Raw genomic sequence first — 19,698 nt, 5'->3', positions numbered from 1 at the left:
CCATTGGGCGCAAGGGACATCTCTCACATGTTCCTCAGGCAACCCCGGGCGCCAATCCCAGCTCCAGCAGTCCGTGCGGCCGCTCGGCCAGCGGTGCGTGCTCCACGAACCGCACCTCGCAGCCCACCGCGGCGGCCCCGGCGTCCGCGTGCCGGTCGTCACCGACCATCACCACATCCGTCGGATGCTGTCCGAGAAGTGTGCAGGCCGTGTGGAAGAGCTGTGCGTCCGGCTTCTGGACGCCGTGCTCGAAGGACAGCACATACGCGTCCACGAAGGCGTCCAGGCCGTGTGCCCGGAAGACCGGCCGCAGGTCCCAGCCGATGTTGCTCACCACGCCGATCCGGACGCCACCCGCGGCCAGCGCGCCCAGCACCTCGGCCGCGTCCGGATACGGGCACCAGGCCTCCGGGCTCCGGTGCCGTTCGTACAGCGCGTCGTACAGCCCGGGATCCGGCAGCGCGACCTGGCGGGCCAGCCCGGTGTAGGCGGCCCGGTGCCGGTCCACGCTCTCGTCACGGGTGGCCCAGAGCTGCGCCAGGTCTTCCGGTACCCGCTGCGGAGCGGGCCCGCCCGGCAGCGCGCCGGCGGCCTCCAGCTCCCGGACGTACCGCTCGAAGGCGGCCTCGTCCACGCTCACCTCCCGCTCGGCGAGCGCGGCGGCGAGCCAGGACCGGACGGACTCGATCCGGAACAGCGTCCCGGAGAAATCGAAGAGCACACCCTTGATCGGCATGCCTCCGATCCTTGCCGATACGCCGACGACGCCGCAAGGATGCCTGTTCAGACGTCGTCCGAAGACTGTTCACGGGCCTCGTACCGTTCGAACCCGGCCACCGCGAACGCGACCAGCGCGGCCCCCAGCAGCCACCCGCCCAGCACATCGGAGGGCCAGTGCACCCCCAGGTAGAGCCGGGTGACACCGACCCCGAGCACCGAGACCCCCGCCGCCACCAGGGCCGCCCGCCACATCCGTGGGCCGGTGCCGTGCCGGCGCAGCAGCCACAGCAGCAGCCCGCAGCTCACCATGGCGGTCATCGCGTGTCCGGAGGGGAACGCCGCGTAGTGGGCGGAGTCCACAGGGTCGGGCCACTGAGGCCGCTCCCGGTCCACAGCCGCCTTGATCCCCTGCTGGACCAGGCTGGAGAGCACGCTGCTCGCGGCAACCCAGATCGCGAGCAACCGGGCGCCGCGCCACCACAGGGCCACCACGGCGACGGCGATCAGCGCGCGCATCGTCCAGGGATCCCACAGCCAGTCCGTCAACACCCGGTTGACGTGGACGAGGCCGGGCTCCGTCACCGCCCGCCGGTGGAGAGCGTCGACGACCGTGCGGTCCAGGCTCATCAGCGGGGACCACCGCGCGGCCACCAGGACCAGCAGTGCCAGGGAGAGGGCCGCACAGACCGTCCCGGTCCGCAGGGCCTGCCGGGAGGTGCGGATGCGGTCCGGACGGGAGAGCGGCGGGGAGGAGAGCATGGAGGGATCCTCTCCGACGTGAGGCGTACCGGGCCATTCGCGTTACCCCGGCCCGAGCGTGTCCTGGCCCGGAGGGCGTGATCCGGCTTTGAGCGTGTCCCGTGGGCCGGGGTGGTGCGCTAGCCCAGCGCGCTGATCGCCGGCACGAGTGCGACCAACAGGGGAATCGCCGGGACGAGCGCGGCCGCCGCGGTGAGCCGCAGCCGACGGCCCGCGGTGAGCCGCCCTGCGGGTGCCAGCAGCCGGTCGACCCGGAGCGGCACCTGCGCGTCCGGTGTCGGGGTCGGTCCGAACACGCCCCGGTCCTCGTTGAGTTCGACCAGCGCCAGAGCGGTCGTCAGCCGGCCGAAGCGGCGGGACGCCACATCGTCGGCGGCCAGTTCGACGAGCCGGTGCATCTCACCGCGGAACGCCGCGAACACCGGCACCTGCGGGAAACCGGACGCCAGCGCGCCGGAGCAGTTCAGCAGCCAGTCGTGGCGCGCCTTCGCGTGGCCCTGCTCATGGGCGAGCACCGCATCGAGCTGACGGCCCTTCAGCCTTCCCAGTGCCGCGGTGGTGATGACCAGTTGGGGCGCCGCACCGGGCAGCCACCAGGCGTCGGGGCGCTCCCCCTCCAGCACCACCAGCCGTTCGGCGCCGGGCTCCTCGCCGGGCATCAGCGGGGAACGCACCAGGAGTTCGGCGCGCCGCTGCCTGCGCCGCAGCCGCGCCCGGCGGATCTCGCGGGTCAGCATCGCGGCCGTCCACACCCCGCCCAGTGCCAGCAGCACGGCCATCACGGCCGACCAGGGCCCGTACGCCGCGAGGGCGTAGGCCTCGACCACGGCGTGCGGCGCGGGCGCGAAGACATGGCCGCGTACCGCCTGCCAGGCCGCGGCGGCGCTGAACGTCATGGACAGGGCGAAGGAGAGCAGCACGCCGGCCACCACGCACTGCCACACCCACAGCGCCACGACGGGCTCGCGCTCCGGCCATTCGGCCCGCGCCATCAGCCGCGGGGTCACGACGGCGGCCAGTGCACCGAGCAGCAGCAGCGCGAGGGAGACCAACATGGGCGTCACCCTATGAGGGGCACGGCGCACACGGGTATGGCTGCGCTCGGCAAGTGACGTACGCCACGGTTTGCCGGGCTCGCTGTCTCACAGGGTGAGAAGCATCGCGAACATGGATATCCCCATGGTCAGACGGCAGGCCAGGGCCAGCTCAGGCCCGCCCGCCCAGCCCCCCGGTGCCGGTCCTGCGGCCACCGTCCCACCGGCCACGACCCCGCCACCGGTCGCCGTCGCGGCCACCGGGATCAGCCGGGCGCCCGCACGCAGCACGTAGGCCGCGTAGTAGACGAGAAGCAGCCCGGTCATCAGCGGGACGCCTCCGGCCGCGGCCATGGTGTGCGATCCGTGACCGCCATGGGCCGCCGCCCCCGGACCCGCCATGGCGACGGCCATGTAGACCATCGCCGACGAACCGACCAGATGATGCAGATGGTGACCGCTGCGGCGGGAGAACCAGAGTGCGCGCAAGGCGGCGACACCGAACAGAGCCGCGTATACGGCCCATGCCCACGCGGGCGGGGCGACGACGGCGGCGGGCACCGCCATCGCGGCCATGCCGAAGCCCATCAGCGCCTCCGCGCGCGCAGTTCTGCGCTCCTCGCCGGTACCGGCGCGGGTACGCAGCAGGCAGTACCCGCCCGTCAGCGCGCACAACGCCATCAGCAGCCAGCCGGACATCGCCGGTCCATGCACAGCAGACCTCCCCCGGGCGAACGACATCGCCGTCGCCTAGTCGATGCCCCGGGGCGGACGCCTGTACGCGGCGCACGGGGGTACTGGGGGAGCGCACGGCGGTGGTGTGTTGCGGATGCGCCTGGTGCGAGCGGTCCCGGGCGTCAGGGCCTGAACCGCAGCGGATGGTCCCCCGGCACCTCGACGACGGCGATCCGGACCCCGTCCGGATCGGAGATCCACATCTCGTCGAGCCCCCAGGGCTCACGCCTCGGCGCCCGCAACACCTCCACACCCCGGCCCGACAGCTCCTCGTACGCCGCTCGCACATCGGCCACCTGGAGCCACAGCAGCAGCCCGGGGGCCGGTGGCGTGTCGCCTCGGCCGGACACCTCCAGGAAGCCGCCGCCCAGGAAGTAGACCGTCCCCCGCTCGGGACCGGTACCGAACTCCCGGTAGACGGGCAGACCGAGGGCCTCCCCGTAGAAGACACGTGACCGTTCGGGATCCGTGGGACGCAACAGGATCCGGCTGCTCAGCACATGAACCATGCTCCGCAGCGTAGGCCGGTACCGGAGAGCTACGCTGCTGCGGCACGGCCACACAGAGAATCGGAGAGACCCCTCATGGACACCGCACCGCCCCGGGACTCGGGAGAGCTGACCTTCCGCGACGCGACCGACGCGGATGTGCCCGCACTCGTGGAGCTCATACAGGCCGCCTACCGCGGTGACTCCAGCCGTGCGGGCTGGACCACGGAGGCGGACATCCTGAAGGGGCAGCGGACCGACCCGGAGGGGGTCCGCGCGGTGGTGGAGGACCCCCGCAGCAGGCTGCTCGTGGTGGAGCGCGACGGCGCGCCGGTCGCCTGCTGCCAGCTGGAGCACCGGGGAGAGGCCGCCTACTTCGGGATGTTCGCGGTCCGCCCCTCGCTCCAGGGCGGCGGCCTGGGCAAGGTGATCATCGCCGAGGCCGAGCGCACCGTCCGGGAGAGCTGGGGGGTGCGGGAGATGCAGATGACCGTGATATCGGTCCGGGAGGACCTGATCGCCTGGTACGAGCGCCGCGGCTACCGCCGTACGGGAAAGATGAGCCCCTTCCCGTACGGCGATGAGCGCTTCGGCATCCCGCAGCGCGACGATCTCGCCTTCGAACTGCTGGTGAAGGAGCTGCCGGCCGGCTGACCACCGGCTATGCGGTGAAGCGTCCCGCGCGGCGGATCTCCGGGAAGTCGGTCGTTACGCCGTCGAGCCCGAGCCCGCGCGCGAGCCGCAGATGGTCCTGGGTGTTGACCACCCAGCCGACCACGGTCAGCCCCTCGGCGTGCGCCTTCTCGACCAGCTCCAGGGTGATGCGCCGGACGTTGAGCACCAGCCGGGTGGCGCCCACCGCCTTCGCGCGGTCCACCAGGTCCTTGCCCCAGCGGCTGGCGACGAGTGCCGTCCGCACGCCCGGCACCAACTGCGCGATCTCGGCGATCGCCTCGTCGTGGAACGAGATCACCTCGACCCGGTCGACGAGTTCGCGCCGCCGCATCACCTCGGCCAGGGTGCGGGCGGCGGCCACGTCCTTGATCTCCGCCTGCATCGCGGACCCCACCGCGTCGAGGACCTCCTCGAAGACCGGGACCCGTTCGCCCAGGCCGGCGTCGAGTTCGCGCAGCTCCGCCAGGGTCTTCTCCGCGATCGGGCCCTTGCCGTCGGTCGTACGGTCCACGTCGGCGTCGTGCATGACGGCGAGAGCGCCGTCCTTGCTCAGGTGAAGATCCAGTTCGATGAGGTCCATCCCGGCCTGCTCGGCGTGGACGAACGAACGCAGGGTGTTCTCCGGTTCGACACCCATCACACCGCGGTGACCGATGGTGAGAAAAGACAAGGCACTCTCGCTTCCGATTTCGACGGCGTCTCCCCGTGTTCTGCTCCTACCCACTACCCACACTGTGCTGCGGCATGACCCCGATCCGGCTCTCAGTACCCCGTCGCGGCGAGCGGGGCGGCCGGGCGGGGGAGCGGGGCGCCGTGCCCCTGGACCTCGGCTGCACCGAGCAGGAATCCGGTGATGACTGCGGCGATCAGGACGGCACGGATGCTCACGCGGTGGTTCTCCGGAGTGGCACGGGAAGAGCTGACGCCGTCCGTCCTATCGGCCGCGGCGCGTGCTTCGCGAACTGCGTCACTCATGCGTGGGCGTGTCCCGCACGGGGTTGCCCGGGCAGTCGCACGACGGCGACGGAGCCCCGGCTCCGCCGGGCCGCCCCTCATGGCCACCGGCGCAACGAAGAGGTCGCCGCACTGCCATGTGGCAGGAAAAAACGCGGTGACCATGGGGTCGGACAGGATAATTTCCAGAGTTCCACTTGTCTCGGGGAACCGCACACGGATACGGTTACTTGACGCGAGGTTCTCCCGTGGAGGAAGTGTTATGACGGAAATTCTTGTGCACGACGTAGCGGCCGACGGCATAACTGCTGCCCAGCGGGTGATCGATCACCCGGCCTGGCCTGCGCTCAAGAATGCCGTGGAGGAGATCCGCCCCTGGCAGTCGAAGGACGGATCCATCGACTTCGGGGCCGAGGACGCGCCTTCCCCCGCCGCCGCCGGGGCGGCCCTGGAGCGGGTGACCGCCGCTGTCGAACAGCTCTCCCCGCTGCTTCCCCACGACGCCGCGTACCAACGGGCCCTCGTCGCGGACCTGCGCCGCTGGGCGTCCGACGGCTTCGGCATCCCCGACTTCCTCGACTCGCTGCTCGCCTTCCAGCCTGCCAAGGAGCGCGCCGACGGCCTGCAGCACCTGGTCGTCTTCGCGATGTACACGCAGAACGGCAACCCCGACCGCAACCTCGAAGCGGTCGTGCTCCGGATGGTCTGGCCCGAGTGGCTCGCGGACCTGGAGGCGACCCGCTACGACAACCCGCTGTTCTGCGGGATCACCTTCGAGGACTTCACCTCCGGCTACGACACCAACTCCGCGGTGCTCTTCCCGGAGACGATCGCGGTGCGTGAGGCCCCCGAGCGCTTCAGCTGGGGCGGCATCTTCTGCGACCGTGAGGCCGCCCGTTTCCGCCGGGTCACCGAGGCGTCCGTCGAGCTCCTCGGCGTCGAGCTGCCCGACGACATCCGCGAGATGGTGGGCGACCAGCGGCGCTGCGAGCAGGCCTTCGTCCTCTGGGACATGGTCCACGACCGCACCCACAGCCACGGTGACCTGCCGTTCGACCCGTTCATGATCAAGCAGCGCCAGCCGTTCTGGATGTACGGCCTCGAAGAGCTGCGCTGCGACCTCACCGCCTTCCGGGAGGCCGTGAAGCTGGAGGCCGACGGCTTCGGTCAGGGCCGCGACGTGCAGTACGCCGTGCTGTTCGACCGGATGTTCCGCTTCCCGGTCACCGGCGAGCGCGTACGCAACTACGACGGTCTCGGCGGCCAGCTCCTCTTCGCGTACCTCCACAAGCACGATGTCGTGCGCTGGACCGACAACACCCTGAAGATCGACTGGGAGCTGGCTCCGCAGATCACCAACCAGCTCTGCGGCGAGATCGAGAAGCTCTACCGAGACGGCATCGACCGCCCGAAGCTCGTCCACTGGTTCGCCGCGTACGACCTGGTCGCGAGCTATCTGGCGCCGCACCCCGGCTCCCGCTGGGCCAAGGGTCCGGACGCCCTGGACCTCTCCCAGCCGCCCCGCAAACTCGTCGACGACGTGCTTCCGGACGAGTTTCCCCTGAGCATGTTCTATGAGGCGCTCTCCAAGAAGCTGAAGAACGTGATCGCCTCGACCAAGGGCATCACCGCCGCGGACGCCGGGCAGGCGGCCGCGTGAGCACACGGAGCGAGGAGGCGGTGGCCATGAACGGAAACGGCAAGGGCAGCGGGAGCGGTGCGCTCGAAGGGGCTGTGGTCGCCGTGGCGGGAGCGGCGGGTCCGGCCGGCCGGGCCACGCTGCTCCGGCTCGCCGAGGCGGGAGCGGTCGTCGTCGCCTCCGACGCGAACGCCACCCGCCTCGCGGAGGCCGTGGACGCGGCCCGCTACGCCCACGGCGGCGCGACAGTCACCGGCGACACCGTGGATCTGCTCGACCTGGGAGCGGCCCGGGAGTGGGCGGACCGGACGGAGAAGGAGTTCGGCAGGATCGACGGCCTGGTCCACCTGGTGGGCGGCTGGCGCGGCAGCTCGACGTTCGCCGACACCGACCTGGCCGACTGGACGCTGCTGGAGAAACTGCTGATCCGCACCGTCCAGAGCACTTCGCTCGCGTTCCAGGAGGGCCTCCAGCGCAGCGACCGCGGCCGCTACCTGCTGATCAGCGCGGCCGGCGCGAGCAACCCCACCGCGGGCAACGCCGCGTACGCCGCGTCGAAGGCCGCGGCCGAGGCCTGGACCCTCGCGCTCGCGGACGCCTTCCGCAAGGCGGGGGGCGAGGACGGGACGCACAGCGCGGCTGCGATCCTGGTCGTGAAGGCACTGGTGCACGACGCCATGCGCGCCGAGCGCCCGAATGCGAAGTTTGCGGGCTTCACCGACGTCAAGGACCTGGCCGATGCCATCGCCGGCGTCTGGGACCGGCCCGCCCCGGAAGTGAACGGAAAGCGCCTGTGGCTGACCCCGCAACCCTAAGGACCGACGCGCGTCGTCATCACGACCCGCAGGTACGCGGCTTCGCCAGTGACAACTACGCGGGGACCCATCCGGAGATCCTCGCGGCCCTCGCCCTCGCCAACGGCGGCCACCAGATCGCCTACGGCGAGGACGACTACACCGGTCACCTCCAGCGCGTCATGCACAGCCACTTCGGCCCCACCGCCGAAGCCTTTCCGGTGTTCAACGGCACCGGCGCCAACGTGGTCTCGCTCCAGGCGATGACCGACCGCTGGGGTGCGGTCATCTGCGCCGAGTCCGCGCACATCAACGTGGACGAGGGCGGCGCGCCCGAACGGGTCGGCGGCCTCAAGCTGCTCACGGTGCCCACCGAGGACGGCAAGCTCACGCCCGAGCTCATCGACCGCCAGGCGTACGGCTGGGACGACGAGCACCGCGCCATGCCGCAGGCCGTCTCGATCACCCAGAACACCGAGCTCGGCACCGTCTACACGCCCGGTGAGATCCGCGCCATCTGCGAGCACGCCCACGAGCACGGCATGAAGGTCCACCTCGACGGGGCGCGGATAGCCAATGCCGCGGCCTCCCTGGACGTGCCGATGCGCACCTTCACCAACGCCGTCGGCGTCGATGTGCTCTCCTTTGGCGGCACGAAGAACGGCGCCATCTTCGGTGAGGCGGTCGTGGTCCTCAACCCCGACGCCGTCCGCGCCATGAAGCACCTGCGCAAGCTCTCGATGCAGCTCGCCTCCAAGATGCGCTTCGTCTCGGTGCAGCTGGAGGCGCTGCTCGCCGGTGACCTCTGGCTGCGCAATGCCCGGCACGCCAACGCGATGGCCCAGCGGCTGGCCGAGGGGGTCCGTGCGGTGGGCGGTGTGGAGATCCTCTACCCGGTCCAGGCCAACGCCGTCTTCGCCCGGCTGCCGCACGCGGTGAGCGAGCGGCTGCAGAAGCGGTTCCGCTTCTATTTCTGGGACGAGAAGGCCGGGGACGTGCGCTGGATGTGCGCCTTCGACACCACGGAGGACGATGTCGACGCCTTCGTCCTCGCGCTGAAGGAAGAGATGGCGGCCTAGCAATCACTGCATAACTATGCGCCCGACCGGAGATCTATTGATTCCCGGTCGGGCGCATACCGGTTCAGGGCCACAGCTGAAACGTCACTCCGGTGAAACGTCACTCCGGCCCGCGTCAGCCCCGCTCGCGGACCTCGGCGGGTGTCGGGGCCGTGCCGCCCAGATGCGCGGGCACCCACCAGGTGTCGTTCGCGTCCCTCGGGCGCACCGGGTAGGCGCGCTGGGCGGCTTCGAGCAGCTCCTGCACGCGCTCCCGCAGCCGGCGGGTGATCGCGCCCGCGTACTGGTCGGTGGGGGCCTCCATCGGCTCGCCGACGCGGAGCGTCACGGGGATGTGGCTGCGCCTGAAGTTGCGCGGGCGGCCCTTGGTCCACAGCCGCTGCGTTCCCCACAGCGCCATCGGGATCAGCGGCACCCCGGCTTCCTGGGCCAGCCTCGCGGCACCCGACTTGAAGTTCTTCAGCGTGAAGGACTCCGAGATCGTCGCCTCGGGGAACACACCGACGATCTCGCCGGAGCGCAGTGAGGCGAGGGCGTGCGCGTAGGCGTCCTCGCCCTGCTTGCGGTCGACGGGAATGTGCTTCATGCCGCGCATCAGTGGTCCGGAGATCTTGTGCCGGAACACCGATTCCTTCGCCATGAAGCGGACGAGCCGCTTCTGCGGCAGCGTCGTGAGCCCCGTGAAGATGAAGTCCAGATAGCTGATGTGGTTGCTGACCAGAACCGCGCCACCAGTCTTCGGGATGTGCTCCGAACCCTGGGTGTCGATCTTCAGGTCGAGCGCCTTGAAAAACGTACGAGCGGCGCCGATGACCGGCCGATAGACGAGTTCTGCCATCTGGGGGAAACCCTTCTTCAGCGCCTGGGGAGGGTTCTCCCGGCGGAAGTTACGCAGCCGTAGGTTTTCGGCATTGGGCCGATCGTGCCCCATGCGCGTCGCGGTGGCCAGTCTCGGCGGGCGCGGGGCGCGAGATTCTCGTCACGTGGAACGGCCGGGAATGTCCAGGCGGCCGGGGGTGCTGACTCTTTGGGCAGAGCTCTGGCAGGAGGCCGAAGATGGACGGGCAGGTACGGGTGAACAGACTGGATATCGCCCAACTCGGCGTGGAACTGGGGGAGCGGGCGACCCTCGTGCAGTTCTCCAGCGCCTTCTGCCAGCCCTGCCGGGCCACCCGTCGCACGCTCGCCGAGGTGGCCGCCATGGTCGAAGGCGTCACCCACGTGGAGATCGACGCCGAGGCGCATCTCACTCTGGTGCGCGAGCTCGGCATCAGTGCGACCCCGACCGTTCTGGTGCTCGACGCCTCCGGCCGGATCGTCGAACGGGCCGCCGGACAGCCGCGCACCGTCGATGTCGTGGCCGCGCTGGGGCGGGCGATATGACGGACCGTGACGCATCTCCCACCTTGCGGGACGGTCTTGACCGCACCCACCGGTCATCGTCAGTCTGACGCTATGCCGCCAGTACTCCTTCTCCACGGCCGGGTCCACGTCGATCTCGCCCGCTGCGCGAGCGCGCGCTGTCCGGATGCCTGAGCATCCACGGCCCCGTACCTCCGACGCGCAGAAGGACGACACCTCCATGACGGCATCACCCGGACTCGGCAACGCCCGGACGGCATCCCCGGACCTCCTGCGCTCCGTCTTCCGGCAGCACGCCGCCGGGGTCGCCGTGATCACCGCCGCCGGTGACCGGCCGGTCGGCTTCACGGCGACCTCCCTCAACTCCGTGGCCGCCGAGCCGCCGCTCATCTCCTTCGGCGTGGGCACGTCCTCCTCCAGCTGGCCGGTCGTCGCGGAGGCGGAGCACATAGGGGTCCACATACTCGGCGAGCATCAGCAGGAACTGGCCGCCACCTTCGCGCGCAGCGGTGCCGACCGGTTCGGCCCCGCCACCTATTGGCGCAGTGGCCCGGAAGGCGTCCCGCTGCTGGACGGCGTGCTGGCATGGCTGGTCTGCCGGGTCGTGGCGCGGATTCCTGCGGGGGACCACCGGATCGTGATCGCCCAGGCGGTGGTCGGGGACCCGGCCGGGTCCGGGCGCCCGCTGGTCTATCACCAGGGCCGGTTCACCGCTCTGCGAGACTGAGAACGCCTTGGTGGCACGGGGCGGGGCGGCGTTGGACAGATCACAGTTCAGAGCGCTTGCCTATGGGGCAGGTACTGGGTGTACTGGCGAGTAATATTACGGTCGGAGCGTCGGTCGCACCGACCGGAAATCGCCCCATCAGGCGCCTATGCTGCGTGCAACAAGGCAGCCCGGAAATGACGATGCAGTAGGAGAGCCGGCGTGAGCTTGAGGATCGTTGTCTGTGTGAAGTACGTGCCCGACGCGACCGGTGACCGGCATTTCGCCGATGACCTGACGTTGGATCGTGAGGATGTCGACGGGCTGTTGTCGGAGCTGGACGAGTACGCGGTCGAGCAGGCGTTGCAGATCGCGGCCGGGGCCGATGACGCGGAGGTCACCGTGTTGACGGTGGGTCCGGAGGATGCCAAGGACGCGTTGCGCAAGGCGTTGTCGATGGGTGCGGACAAGGCTGTTCACGTCGAGGACGACGATCTGCACGGCACGGATGTGATCGGTACGTCGTTGGTGCTGGCGAAGGCGGTCGAGAAGACCGGTTACGACCTGGTGATCTCGGGGATGGCGTCGACGGACGGCACGATGGGTGTGGTTCCGGCGCTGCTCGCGGAGCGGCTGGGGGTGCCGCAGGTGACGCTGCTGTCGGAGGTTTCGGTGGAGGGCGGTGTCGTGCGGGGTCGTCGGGACGGTGACACGGCCTCTGAGCAGTTGGAGGCGTCGTTGCCGGCGGTGGTGTCGGTGACCGACCAGTCGGGCGAGGCCCGGTATCCGTCGTTCAAGGGGATCATGGCGGCGAAGAAGAAGCCGGTGGAGTCGCTGGATCTGGATGATCTGGGGATCGAGGCCGGTGAGGTGGGTCTGGGCGGTTCCTGGACCGTGGTCGATTCCGCGGATGCGCGTCCGGCCCGTACCGCGGGCACGATCGTGAAGGACGAGGGCGAGGGCGGCAAGGCGCTGGCGGAGTTCCTGGCCGGTCAGAAGTTCATCTGAGTTCCGGCTGTCCCCCTCGCCTCCCCCGCCTCTCTCGTACACGCAGGAGATTGAAGACCCATGACTGAAGTTCTTGTCTATGTCGACCATGTGGACGGTGCCGTCCGCAAGCCCACGCTGGAGCTGCTGACGCTCGCCCGGCGTATCGGTGAGCCCGTCGCTGTCGCCCTGGGCCGGGGTGCCGCGGACACCGCCGCCACGCTCGCCGAGCACGGTGCGGTCAAGGTGCTGACGGCGGATGCCTCGGAGTTCGCCGACTACCTGGTCGTGCCGAAGGTGGACGCGCTGCAGGCCGCCTTCGACGCGGTGTCGCCGGCCGCGGTGCTGCTGCCGTCCTCGGCGGAGGCCAAGGAGATCGCGGCCCGTCTCGCGGTCCGGATCGGGTCGGGCGTCATCACCGACGCCGTCGATCTGGAGGCCGGGGATCAGGGCCCGGTTGCCACGCAGGCCGCGTTCGCCGCCTCGTACACCACCAGGTCCCGTGTTTCCAGGGGTGTCCCGGTTGTCACGGTCAAGCCGAACTCGGCCCCGGTCGAGGCGGCTGCGGCGGCCGGTGCCGTCGAGGCCCTGACGGTGTCGTTCTCGGCGCAGGCCACGGGTACGAAGGTCGTCTCCCGGACCCCGCGTGAGTCGACGGGGCGTCCGGAGCTGACGGAGGCCGCGATCGTGGTCTCGGGTGGCCGGGGTGTCAACGGTGCGGAGAACTTCGCGGTGATCGAGGCGCTCGCGGACTCGCTGGGTGCGGCGGTCGGTGCCTCACGGGCGGCGGTGGACGCGGGCTGGTACCCGCACACCAACCAGGTCGGCCAGACCGGTAAGTCCGTCTCGCCGCAGCTGTACATCGCGTCGGGTATCTCGGGTGCGATCCAGCACCGGGCCGGGATGCAGACGTCGAAGACGATCGTCGCGATCAACAAGGACGCGGAGGCGCCGATCTTCGACCTCGTCGACTACGGCGTGGTGGGTGACCTCTTCAACGTCGTGCCGCAGCTGACCGACGAGGTCACCGCCCGCAAGGGCTGACCCCTCACCCGCACCACAGTCCAACGGCCCGGGGCCGCACGGTGAACACACCGCGCGGCCCCGCACCGTTTCCGATCACCATTGACGCAGGTACGGCGGCCTTATAACTTCACTATACGGATTGTTGATTCCGGGAAGCGGAAACAGCGAGAGTGTGGAGGGTGCGGAAATGGGTCAGCAGGAGAAGGTGGCGACGAGTCTCGCCGGAGCGGTCAGCGACGGGATCAGCGCCTCCCTCACGGAGGTGGACGCCGAACTCGCCCGCCGCTACCCCGGCGACCCCGGGACCCGTCAGCCCGTCCACACGGTCTACGTACCGGGGGACACCTTCACCGCCGGCACCATCCGTTCCTGGGGCGACCAGGCGCTGCAGGCGCTCGACGAGCACGCCCCCGACGCGGCCTCCCTCGCCGCGGTTCTCGGCATCCCGGACGAGCTCGCCGGGGCCGTCCACGACCGGGTGCGCGCCAAGCTGGAGCGGGAGCCCGTCGAGGACCTGCGGATCGACTTCGAGGACGGCTACGGGCCCCGCTCCGACGCGGAGGAGGACGAGGCCGTGGCCCGCGCGGCCCGGCTGGTGGCCGACGCGTACGGGAACGGCACGGCCGCCCCGTACATGGGCATCCGGATGAAGTGCATGGAAGCCGCCGTACGGGACCGGGCCATCCGCACCACGGACGTCTTCCTCACCGGCCTGATGCAGGCGGGCGGGCTTCCCGACGGCCTGGTGCTCACCCTGCCGAAGGTGACCTACCCGGAACAGGTCACCGCCTTCGTGCGCCTCCTCGAAGCCTTCGAGAAGGCGCACGGCCTGCCCGCCGGACGGATCGGCTTCGAGATCCAGATCGAGACCAGTCAGTCGATCCTGGCCGCCGACGGCACCGCCGCGGTCGCCCGGATGATCGACGCGGCGCAGGGCCGCGCGACCGGTCTGCACTACGGCACGTTCGACTACAGCGCCTGCGTCGGCGTCAGCGCCGCCTACCAGGCGAGCGACCACCCGGCGGCCGACCACGCGAAGGCCGTCATGCAGGTGGCCGCCGCCGGCACCGGCGTACGGGTCTCCGACGGCTCGACCAACGTCCTCCCCGTCGGCCGGAGCGAGCAGGTCCACGAAGCCTGGCGGCTGCACTACGGGCTCACCCGGCGCGCGCTGGCGCGCGCCTACTACCAGGGCTGGGACATGCACCCGGCCCACCTGCCGACCCGGTACGCGGCCGTCTACACCTTCTACCGCGAGGGACTGGAGCAGGCCGCGGCCCGGCTCGCCGCGTACGTGGCGAAGGCGGGCGGCGACGTGATGGACGAACCCGCCACCGCCAAGGCGCTCAGCGGCTACCTGCTGCGCGGCATCGACTGCGGAGCGCTGGACACCGCAGAGGTGGCCCGGCTGACCGGGCTGACCCGCGCGGACCTGGACGCCTTCGCCTCACCGCGGCGCGGCGGGCTGACGGTCACCGCGCCGTAGCCGCTACCGCCTGCCGAACTGCGGCCGCCGCTCAGGACGGCCGCAGTTCGCCGGAACCGCGTGCGACGAGCCTGGTGGGCAGCTCCACCCGCACCGGGGCGTGGTCGGCGCCGTCGAGGCGGCGGAAGAGGTGTTCGGCCGCGGTACGGCCGACGGCCGCGGCGTCCTGGGAGATGACGGTGATGCCGAGCAGGTCCGCGAGCTCGATGTCGTCGAAACCGACCAGGGCGACCGGGTGCTCCCGGTCGGCCAGGACCCGCACCACGGTCACCGTCACGCGGTTGTTGCCCGAGAAGAGCGCGGTGACCGGCTCCGGCCCCGACAGCATCGTCTCGGTCGCCAGGCGGACCCGCTCGGGTTCCGTCGAGCCCAGGGAGACCCAGGAGTCCCGCACGGTTATCCCGGCGTCCGTCATGGCGGTGTGGTACCCGCGCAGCCGCTCGGTGGCGGTGTGGATGCGGGGCTGGTCGCCGATGAAGCCGATCCGGCGGTGGCCGTGCGCGATCAGGTGGGCGACGCCCTGGCGGGCGCCGCCGAAGCTGTCGGAGAGCACCATGTCGGCATCGATCCGGCCGGCAGGACGGTCCACGAAGACGGTCGCGATGCCTGCCTTTATCTCCTGCTCCAGGTAGCGGTGGTCGTCGCCGGCCGGAATCACGATGAGCCCGTCGACCCGGCGCGCGCACAGCGCGAGGACGAGCTCCTGCTCACGCTCCGGGTCCTCGGCGCTCGAACCGTTGATGAGCAGGGCGCCGTGCGCGCGTGCCACTTCCTCCACGGCGCGGCTCAGCGGCCCGTAGAAGGGGTCCGCGAGGTCCTCCAGGACGAGGCCGATGGAAGCGGTGCGGCCCTTGCGCAGCACCCGCGCGCTGTCGTTGCGGCGGAAGCCCAGCGCGTCGATGGCCTCCTGCACCCGGCGCTCGGTGTCGGGTGTGACGCCCGGCTCGCTGTTGACCACCCGGGAGACCGTCTTGAGTCCCACTCCGGCGCGCGCGGCCACGTCCTTCATGGTCGGCCGGTTGCCGTAGCGGGGCTCGGGGTGACGGGTGGTCTCGGCCACGGTGCGCTGTCCTGTCGTCGGGTGCGGGCGGTCCGGCGGGGCCACGGAGGGTACCGCGTGGGGGTGCCGGAGGCTGTGGCCTTGAGCATAGGCCCTGGACAACGTTGTCAGCTGAATGGAGACTATGCAGACTATTCACTGAAGCCGCAGGTCCCACTGCCTCACCATCCGGAGCCCACACCGATGCATACCGACCTCGTAGCCGCGCTGGACATCGGCGGCACCAAGATCGCCGGAGCGTTGGTCGACGGCAACGGCAAGCTCCTCGTACGCGCGCAGCGCGCGACGCCCGCCCGCGAGAGCGGGGACAAGGTGATGGACGCGGTCGCCGACGTGCTCGCCGAGCTGACCCGCTCCCCGCTGTGGGGACGGGCATCGGCCGTCGGGATCGGCAGCGCGGGCCCCGTGGACGCCTCCGCCGGGACGGTCAGCCCGGTCAACGTGCCAGGCTGGCGCGACTTCCCGCTGGTGGAGCGGGTGAGCCGGGCGACCGGCGGGCTGCCGGTCGAGCTGGTCGGTGACGGGGTCGCGATGACCGCGGCCGAGCACTGGCTGGGCGCGGCCCGCGGCTACGACAACGCGCTGTGCATGGTGGTCTCTACCGGCGTCGGCGGCGGGCTCGTCCTCGGCGGCACCCTCCGCCCCGGCCCGAGCGGCAACGCGGGTCACATCGGCCACATCAGCGTCGACCTGGACGGCGATCCCTGCCCGTGCGGTTCGCGCGGCTGCGTCGAGCGCATCGCCAGCGGCCCCAACATCGCCCGCAGGGCCCTGGAGAGCGGCTGGCTGCCCGGCCCGGACGGCGACACCTCCGCCGCGGCGGTCGCGGTGGCGGCGAGGGCGGGGGACCCGCTGGCGGTGGCCTCCTTCGAGCGGGCCGCGCAGGCCCTGGCCGCGGGCATCGCCGCGACGGCGACCCTCGTCGAGATCGACATCGCGGTGATCGGCGGGGGAGTGGCCGGTGCGGGCGACATCCTGTTCGCCCCGCTGCGCAGCGCCCTGCGCCGCTACGCCACGCTCTCGTTCGTCCAGCAGCTGGCCGTGGCGCCCGCGGTCATGGGCAACGACGCCGGACTGGTGGGCGCGGCCGCCGCGGCGTACGCGGTCCGCACGGGCACGGACGGCGTGGTTCCGGTCCAGGTGTACTGACCCGTGAGGCCGTGCCGCGTGGTCCCGACCGGTCGGGACCACGCGGCACGGCCTCACGGGCCGGGTGCCCTCCGTGCGGAGGGCACCCGGCTTCCCGGTCAGCAGGTGATCCGGAGATCCCCCCAGTCCGCGTGGTCGGAGTCGTCGCCGTCCCCGCCGTCGGTGACGACGAGACGGACGACCTGCGCGCCGGCCACGTCCGCCGAGACGGGCTGCGCCGGCATCGCGTTGGTCAGCACCCCGGTGGAGGCCGCCTTCGTACCGTCCGCATAGATCGCGAAGGCCACGCTCCCCTTGGCGCCCTTCTCGTCGTCCACGCCGACCCGGGCCGTCACGGCGCTGCACGCGCCGCCCGCGTAGAACTCGACGGTGCTGTCCGCGTGCACGCCCAGTCCCTTCGCGTACACCTCGCCGCCGATGGTGAGCGGGTTCCCGTCGCCCGCAGCGCTCTCACCGTTGCTGGTGTCCTTCTCGACCGGCCCGTAGCCGTTGGAGGCGGACAGCTGCGGCAGATCGCTCAGGTAGCCGTCGCCGGCCGGTGGCGGCACCACCACATGGGCCTGGAAGGGCATCGAGGACCGGACCCGTTTGCCGGTGGGGGAGCGGTACTGCGCGGTGAGTGTCAGGTCGTAGCTGCCGGTCGCGGTGCCGGCCGGGGGCGTCACCCGCCAGCGCGTGGTCAGCGCCCGTCCGGTGGGCAGCGCGGCGGCGGTCGTCGCCGAGCCCGCGCTGACCTGCCAGCCCGACGGTCCGGTGAGGGCCGCCGAGACGTTCAGCGCGGGTGTGCGGCCCAGGTCGGTGACCGTCGTCGTCAGCGCGGACGTACGTCCGGCCTCGACCAGCGGGCTGCCCTTCAGACCCAGTTCGGTGGCCGGGGGATGCGAGGCCCACGCGTTGCCGGCGGTCACGCGCAGCAGTACGGTGCCGTGCGCCGGGACGGTCGCCGAGATGTCGCCCGCGGTGTTGTAGTCCGTGTGCTCCCACAGGTCGCGCATCGTGTAGGCGGCCGCTCGCGGCAAGCCCGCCGCCGCTGCCGTCGTCGAGATCCGCTGTGCGCTCCCGGTCTCGTTGAACAGCGCCACCGCCCGGCTGCCGTCCTGCAGTTCCTTGGCGACGACCCAGCGCCCCTCGTCGGAGGAGAGCACGGTCCCCTGCTTGCCCAGCGGGTCCTGGTCGACCGCGATGACCTCGTGGTTGGAGAGGATGTCGAACGTCTCGGGCGTCGCCTTGCGCAGATCGGAGCCGATGAGCAGCGGCGCGGCCATCACCGACCACATGGAGAAGTGGGTGCGGTACTCGGTGTCCGTCATCCCGCCGTTCCCGACCTCCAGCATGTCGGGGTCGTTCCAGTGTCCCGGTCCCGCTGCGGAGGCCAGCGGCAGGTTCTGCTTCATGATCGACAGCATGCTGCTCCAGCTGTCGTTGATGTCGCCCGTCGTGCGCCAGAGGTTGCCGAGATCCGCCGCCCATTCCCAGGGCTTGTTCTCCCCCCATTCGCAGATGCTGTAGACGATGGGCCGGCCGGTTGCGGCAAGCGCGTCCCGCATCGTCGTATAGCGTTCTTTCGCGTCGACGCCCTGGTTGTTGCAGTTGTCGTACTTGAGGTAGTCGACGCCCCAGTCCGCGAACTGCTGCGCATCGCTGTACTCATGGCCGAGCGCGCCGGGAAGTCCGACACTGTCGCAGGTCTTCGTGCCCGCGCTGGTGTAGATGCCGAGCTTCAGGCCCTTTGAGTGGACGTAGTCCGCGACGGCTTTGATGCCGTTCGGGAACCGCGCCGGATCGGCCTCCAGTTTGCCGTCCGCGTTGCGCTGCGGTACGGCCCAGCAGTCATCCAGATTGATGTACTGGTAGCCGGCGTCCTTGAGGCCCTTCTCGACGAAGATGTCCGCGATGCCCTTGACCATCGACTCGTTGAACTCGGCCCGGCAATGGGTCGAGTTCCAGTTGTTGAACCCCATGGGCGGTGTGAGGGCAAGACCGTTGTCCGCCTTCGCGCCCGCCGCGGAGGGCGGGGCGGGCGCGGGTCCCGGGGAGTCCGCGGCGGCGGGGAAGGCGATCCCCGCCGCGCACAGGAGGCCTGCGGTCAGCGCTCCGATGACTCTGCGGGGGCCTGTGCGGGTTGTACGGGCTGGAAGATGACGCATCGTTACGTTCCTCCGGACTCGTGCCAAATCACTGACGGCATGTGCACGCCAATACGAGCGATTACGTTAGAGCGTGTTGAACTATGTTGGAAGAGGGGCGATGTCGTTTGTTTGGTATCTCGTCAAAGCCCTTGACCGGCACCGTGGGTGCTGCCCCCTGGGGACTGTCCGGCGGGCGGACAAGCCCCCGATCGAGTCATCCGGGCCCGCCGACCGAGGAAGTTGTCAGTGGTCGGTGCGATCCTGCTGGTATGGACGAGATCATGCGGCGGCGCGTGTACGGCGCCGATCACGACGACCCCGACCCGGGGCCCCGGCCGGGGCGGGTCTACCGGGAGCTGGTGGGCGGCCCGCTCGACGGGCTACTGCTGGACGTGACCGGCTGGACGGAGGTCGCCCTCGCGGACGGCTCCGCCCTGATCACCGAGATCGGCTCCTACGGGGCCGGCGGCAGAGCCGAGTACGGACCGAGGCCGAACGAGCCGTACAAGTGGGACTGGCGGGGCGACACGCCCTGAGGGGCGGGGCGTGTTCCGCGCGTTCCCGGCCGCGCTGTCCCGCCGCTCCGGCAACCGGAAGGCTTCGGGTGCCCGGATAACGGCTGGGCGGTGTCCCGGTGCTCAGCGGCCCCGGTCCGGATGCTGCTGAGGCACGACCACCAGGAACGCGTCCTGCTCCAGATCCATCACGACCTCCGCCGCGACACCCTCGCCGCGGCGCGCCGCCGCGAACTCCTCAGCCGGCCAACTGCCCCGCGGGCCCCCTGCGGGGAACTGCTCAAGCACGGTGCGAAGCACGGTCCATCCCCTGTCGTTCGTTCTGCTGCCCGCTCCAACGACGTCCGGGCGGTCCCCGTCACGGCCTCCGTGGGCGCCGCTTCCCGTACCCCAGGACCTCC

At 70.8% G+C, this 19,698-nt stretch carries 22 protein-coding genes; 11 read left to right on the top strand and 11 right to left on the bottom strand.

Translation table 11 applies throughout. The annotated features are described in order from the left end of the window. Nucleotides 1-34 precede the first annotated feature (34 nt). The 5 genes from OG892_RS02895 to OG892_RS02875 all read right to left on the bottom strand — a co-directional run bounded on the left by OG892_RS02895 (nt 35) and on the right by OG892_RS02875 (nt 3,757). A complete protein-coding gene (locus tag OG892_RS02895; protein ID WP_371628373.1) occupies nt 35-736 on the bottom strand; it encodes an HAD family hydrolase in 702 nt (233 codons plus the stop codon). Nucleotides 737-783: 47 nt separating this feature from the next. Then, nucleotides 784-1,479, bottom strand: a complete 696-nt coding sequence (locus tag OG892_RS02890) for a phosphatase PAP2 family protein (RefSeq protein ID WP_371628372.1) — start codon at nt 1,477-1,479, stop codon at nt 784-786. 119 nt (nt 1,480-1,598) lie between these two features. Continuing rightward, nucleotides 1,599-2,534 (bottom strand): M56 family metallopeptidase, encoded by a 936-nt coding sequence (locus OG892_RS02885; protein WP_073736031.1) that lies wholly within the window; start codon nt 2,532-2,534, stop codon nt 1,599-1,601. A gap of 87 nt (nt 2,535-2,621) precedes the next feature. Further along, nucleotides 2,622-3,227, bottom strand: coding sequence for a DUF5134 domain-containing protein (locus OG892_RS02880; RefSeq protein WP_371628371.1), 606 nt, complete (start codon nt 3,225-3,227; stop codon nt 2,622-2,624). A 143-nt stretch (nt 3,228-3,370) separates the two neighbouring features. Next, nucleotides 3,371-3,757, bottom strand: a complete 387-nt coding sequence (locus OG892_RS02875) for a VOC family protein (RefSeq protein ID WP_371628370.1) — start codon at nt 3,755-3,757, stop codon at nt 3,371-3,373. A 75-nt stretch (nt 3,758-3,832) separates the two neighbouring features. Between OG892_RS02875 and OG892_RS02870 the strand changes: the two genes are divergently transcribed. Next, the gene (locus OG892_RS02870) at nt 3,833-4,390 is read left to right on the top strand and encodes a GNAT family N-acetyltransferase (RefSeq protein ID WP_073736028.1); all 558 of its coding nucleotides are present in this window, start codon (nt 3,833-3,835) and stop codon (nt 4,388-4,390) included. 7 nt (nt 4,391-4,397) lie between these two features. Here the strand turns inward: OG892_RS02870 and OG892_RS02865 are convergent, their stop codons facing one another. Continuing rightward, complete coding sequence (locus OG892_RS02865; protein WP_073736027.1) at nt 4,398-5,081, bottom strand: glycerophosphodiester phosphodiesterase family protein; 684 nt, start codon at nt 5,079-5,081, stop codon at nt 4,398-4,400. A gap of 92 nt (nt 5,082-5,173) precedes the next feature. Beyond that, nucleotides 5,174-5,386: a hypothetical protein gene (locus OG892_RS02860; protein WP_371628369.1), complete on the bottom strand. Its 213-nt coding sequence runs from the start codon at nt 5,384-5,386 to the stop codon at nt 5,174-5,176. Between the two features lie 241 nt (nt 5,387-5,627). On the opposite strand from OG892_RS02860, the gene OG892_RS02855 reads away from it, so the two are divergent. The 3 genes from OG892_RS02855 to OG892_RS02845 are packed head-to-tail and all read left to right on the top strand — an operon-like array spanning nt 5,628 to nt 8,877. Continuing rightward, nucleotides 5,628-7,025 (top strand): DUF6421 family protein, encoded by a 1,398-nt coding sequence (locus tag OG892_RS02855; RefSeq protein WP_371628368.1) that lies wholly within the window; start codon nt 5,628-5,630, stop codon nt 7,023-7,025. Between the two features lie 26 nt (nt 7,026-7,051). Beyond that, nucleotides 7,052-7,819 (top strand): SDR family NAD(P)-dependent oxidoreductase, encoded by a 768-nt coding sequence (locus tag OG892_RS02850; protein WP_371631563.1) that lies wholly within the window; start codon nt 7,052-7,054, stop codon nt 7,817-7,819. Beyond that, the gene (locus OG892_RS02845; protein WP_371628367.1) at nt 7,798-8,877 is read left to right on the top strand and encodes a low specificity L-threonine aldolase; all 1,080 of its coding nucleotides are present in this window, start codon (nt 7,798-7,800) and stop codon (nt 8,875-8,877) included. Before OG892_RS02850 ends, OG892_RS02845 begins: the two co-directional genes overlap by 22 nt. Before the next feature lie 115 nt (nt 8,878-8,992). Here the strand turns inward: OG892_RS02845 and OG892_RS02840 are convergent, their stop codons facing one another. Beyond that, nucleotides 8,993-9,715: a 1-acyl-sn-glycerol-3-phosphate acyltransferase gene (locus tag OG892_RS02840; RefSeq protein ID WP_073736023.1), complete on the bottom strand. Its 723-nt coding sequence runs from the start codon at nt 9,713-9,715 to the stop codon at nt 8,993-8,995. A gap of 218 nt (nt 9,716-9,933) precedes the next feature. On the opposite strand from OG892_RS02840, the gene OG892_RS02835 reads away from it, so the two are divergent. The 5 genes from OG892_RS02835 (at nt 9,934) to OG892_RS02815 (ending at nt 14,444) form a co-directional block, all read left to right on the top strand. Further along, on the top strand, nt 9,934-10,260 hold the full coding sequence (locus OG892_RS02835; protein ID WP_073736022.1) for a thioredoxin family protein: 327 nt from the start codon (nt 9,934-9,936) through the stop codon (nt 10,258-10,260). 199 nt (nt 10,261-10,459) lie between these two features. Further along, nucleotides 10,460-10,966 (top strand): flavin reductase family protein, encoded by a 507-nt coding sequence (locus tag OG892_RS02830; RefSeq protein ID WP_073736021.1) that lies wholly within the window; start codon nt 10,460-10,462, stop codon nt 10,964-10,966. Nucleotides 10,967-11,167: 201 nt separating this feature from the next. Continuing rightward, entirely contained in the window at nt 11,168-11,953 is a 786-nt protein-coding gene (locus tag OG892_RS02825) for an electron transfer flavoprotein subunit beta/FixA family protein (RefSeq protein ID WP_328865008.1), read from the top strand. A 60-nt stretch (nt 11,954-12,013) separates the two neighbouring features. Then, nucleotides 12,014-12,976: an electron transfer flavoprotein subunit alpha/FixB family protein gene (locus tag OG892_RS02820; RefSeq protein ID WP_327335428.1), complete on the top strand. Its 963-nt coding sequence runs from the start codon at nt 12,014-12,016 to the stop codon at nt 12,974-12,976. Between the two features lie 169 nt (nt 12,977-13,145). Then, on the top strand, nt 13,146-14,444 hold the full coding sequence (locus tag OG892_RS02815) for an aldolase/citrate lyase family protein (RefSeq protein ID WP_073738114.1): 1,299 nt from the start codon (nt 13,146-13,148) through the stop codon (nt 14,442-14,444). Between the two features lie 31 nt (nt 14,445-14,475). On the opposite strand, the gene OG892_RS02810 is transcribed toward OG892_RS02815, so the two are convergent. Continuing rightward, a complete protein-coding gene (locus OG892_RS02810) occupies nt 14,476-15,504 on the bottom strand; it encodes a LacI family DNA-binding transcriptional regulator (RefSeq protein ID WP_328868023.1) in 1,029 nt (342 codons plus the stop codon). A gap of 183 nt (nt 15,505-15,687) precedes the next feature. On the opposite strand from OG892_RS02810, the gene OG892_RS02805 reads away from it, so the two are divergent. Beyond that, on the top strand, nt 15,688-16,653 hold the full coding sequence (locus OG892_RS02805) for an ROK family protein (protein WP_371628366.1): 966 nt from the start codon (nt 15,688-15,690) through the stop codon (nt 16,651-16,653). A 98-nt stretch (nt 16,654-16,751) separates the two neighbouring features. Here the strand turns inward: OG892_RS02805 and OG892_RS02800 are convergent, their stop codons facing one another. After that, a complete protein-coding gene (locus tag OG892_RS02800; RefSeq protein WP_371628365.1) occupies nt 16,752-18,800 on the bottom strand; it encodes an NPCBM/NEW2 domain-containing protein in 2,049 nt (682 codons plus the stop codon). A 251-nt stretch (nt 18,801-19,051) separates the two neighbouring features. Here OG892_RS02800 and OG892_RS02795 point away from each other — a divergent pair, with 251 nt between their 5' ends. Continuing rightward, nucleotides 19,052-19,318 (top strand): hypothetical protein, encoded by a 267-nt coding sequence (locus OG892_RS02795; protein ID WP_024490055.1) that lies wholly within the window; start codon nt 19,052-19,054, stop codon nt 19,316-19,318. Between the two features lie 102 nt (nt 19,319-19,420). Here the strand turns inward: OG892_RS02795 and OG892_RS02790 are convergent, their stop codons facing one another. Further along, complete coding sequence (locus tag OG892_RS02790) at nt 19,421-19,597, bottom strand: hypothetical protein (protein ID WP_199884506.1); 177 nt, start codon at nt 19,595-19,597, stop codon at nt 19,421-19,423. Between the last annotated feature and the right edge of the window lie 101 nt (nt 19,598-19,698).

The sequence above is a fragment of the Streptomyces sp. NBC_00341 genome (genome assembly GCF_041435055.1).
GTDB lineage: Bacteria > Actinomycetota > Actinomycetes > Streptomycetales > Streptomycetaceae > Streptomyces.
This window is presented reverse-complemented; position numbering and strand designations above follow the sequence as displayed.

What these genes read in the sequence shown, in the direction of transcription:
- OG892_RS02890 (WP_371628372.1), bottom strand. Translation starts at nt 1,479, where the DNA reads ATGCTCTCCTCCCCGCCGCTCTCCCGTCCGGACCGCATCCGCACCTCC.
- OG892_RS02820 (WP_327335428.1), top strand. Translation starts at nt 12,014, where the DNA reads ATGACTGAAGTTCTTGTCTATGTCGACCATGTGGACGGTGCCGTCCGC.
- OG892_RS02835 (WP_073736022.1), top strand. Translation starts at nt 9,934, where the DNA reads ATGGACGGGCAGGTACGGGTGAACAGACTGGATATCGCCCAACTCGGC.
- OG892_RS02870 (WP_073736028.1), top strand. Translation starts at nt 3,833, where the DNA reads ATGGACACCGCACCGCCCCGGGACTCGGGAGAGCTGACCTTCCGCGAC.
- OG892_RS02855 (WP_371628368.1), top strand. Translation starts at nt 5,628, where the DNA reads ATGACGGAAATTCTTGTGCACGACGTAGCGGCCGACGGCATAACTGCT.
- OG892_RS02895 (WP_371628373.1), bottom strand. Translation starts at nt 736, where the DNA reads ATGCCGATCAAGGGTGTGCTCTTCGATTTCTCCGGGACGCTGTTCCGG.
- OG892_RS02875 (WP_371628370.1), bottom strand. Translation starts at nt 3,757, where the DNA reads ATGGTTCATGTGCTGAGCAGCCGGATCCTGTTGCGTCCCACGGATCCC.
- OG892_RS02840 (WP_073736023.1), bottom strand. Translation starts at nt 9,715, where the DNA reads ATGGCAGAACTCGTCTATCGGCCGGTCATCGGCGCCGCTCGTACGTTT.
- OG892_RS02860 (WP_371628369.1), bottom strand. Translation starts at nt 5,386, where the DNA reads ATGAGTGACGCAGTTCGCGAAGCACGCGCCGCGGCCGATAGGACGGAC.
- OG892_RS02815 (WP_073738114.1), top strand. Translation starts at nt 13,146, where the DNA reads ATGGGTCAGCAGGAGAAGGTGGCGACGAGTCTCGCCGGAGCGGTCAGC.
- OG892_RS02800 (WP_371628365.1), bottom strand. Translation starts at nt 18,800, where the DNA reads ATGCGTCATCTTCCAGCCCGTACAACCCGCACAGGCCCCCGCAGAGTC.
- OG892_RS02795 (WP_024490055.1), top strand. Translation starts at nt 19,052, where the DNA reads ATGGACGAGATCATGCGGCGGCGCGTGTACGGCGCCGATCACGACGAC.
- OG892_RS02885 (WP_073736031.1), bottom strand. Translation starts at nt 2,534, where the DNA reads ATGTTGGTCTCCCTCGCGCTGCTGCTGCTCGGTGCACTGGCCGCCGTC.
- OG892_RS02830 (WP_073736021.1), top strand. Translation starts at nt 10,460, where the DNA reads ATGACGGCATCACCCGGACTCGGCAACGCCCGGACGGCATCCCCGGAC.
- OG892_RS02805 (WP_371628366.1), top strand. Translation starts at nt 15,688, where the DNA reads ATGCATACCGACCTCGTAGCCGCGCTGGACATCGGCGGCACCAAGATC.
- OG892_RS02850 (WP_371631563.1), top strand. Translation starts at nt 7,052, where the DNA reads ATGAACGGAAACGGCAAGGGCAGCGGGAGCGGTGCGCTCGAAGGGGCT.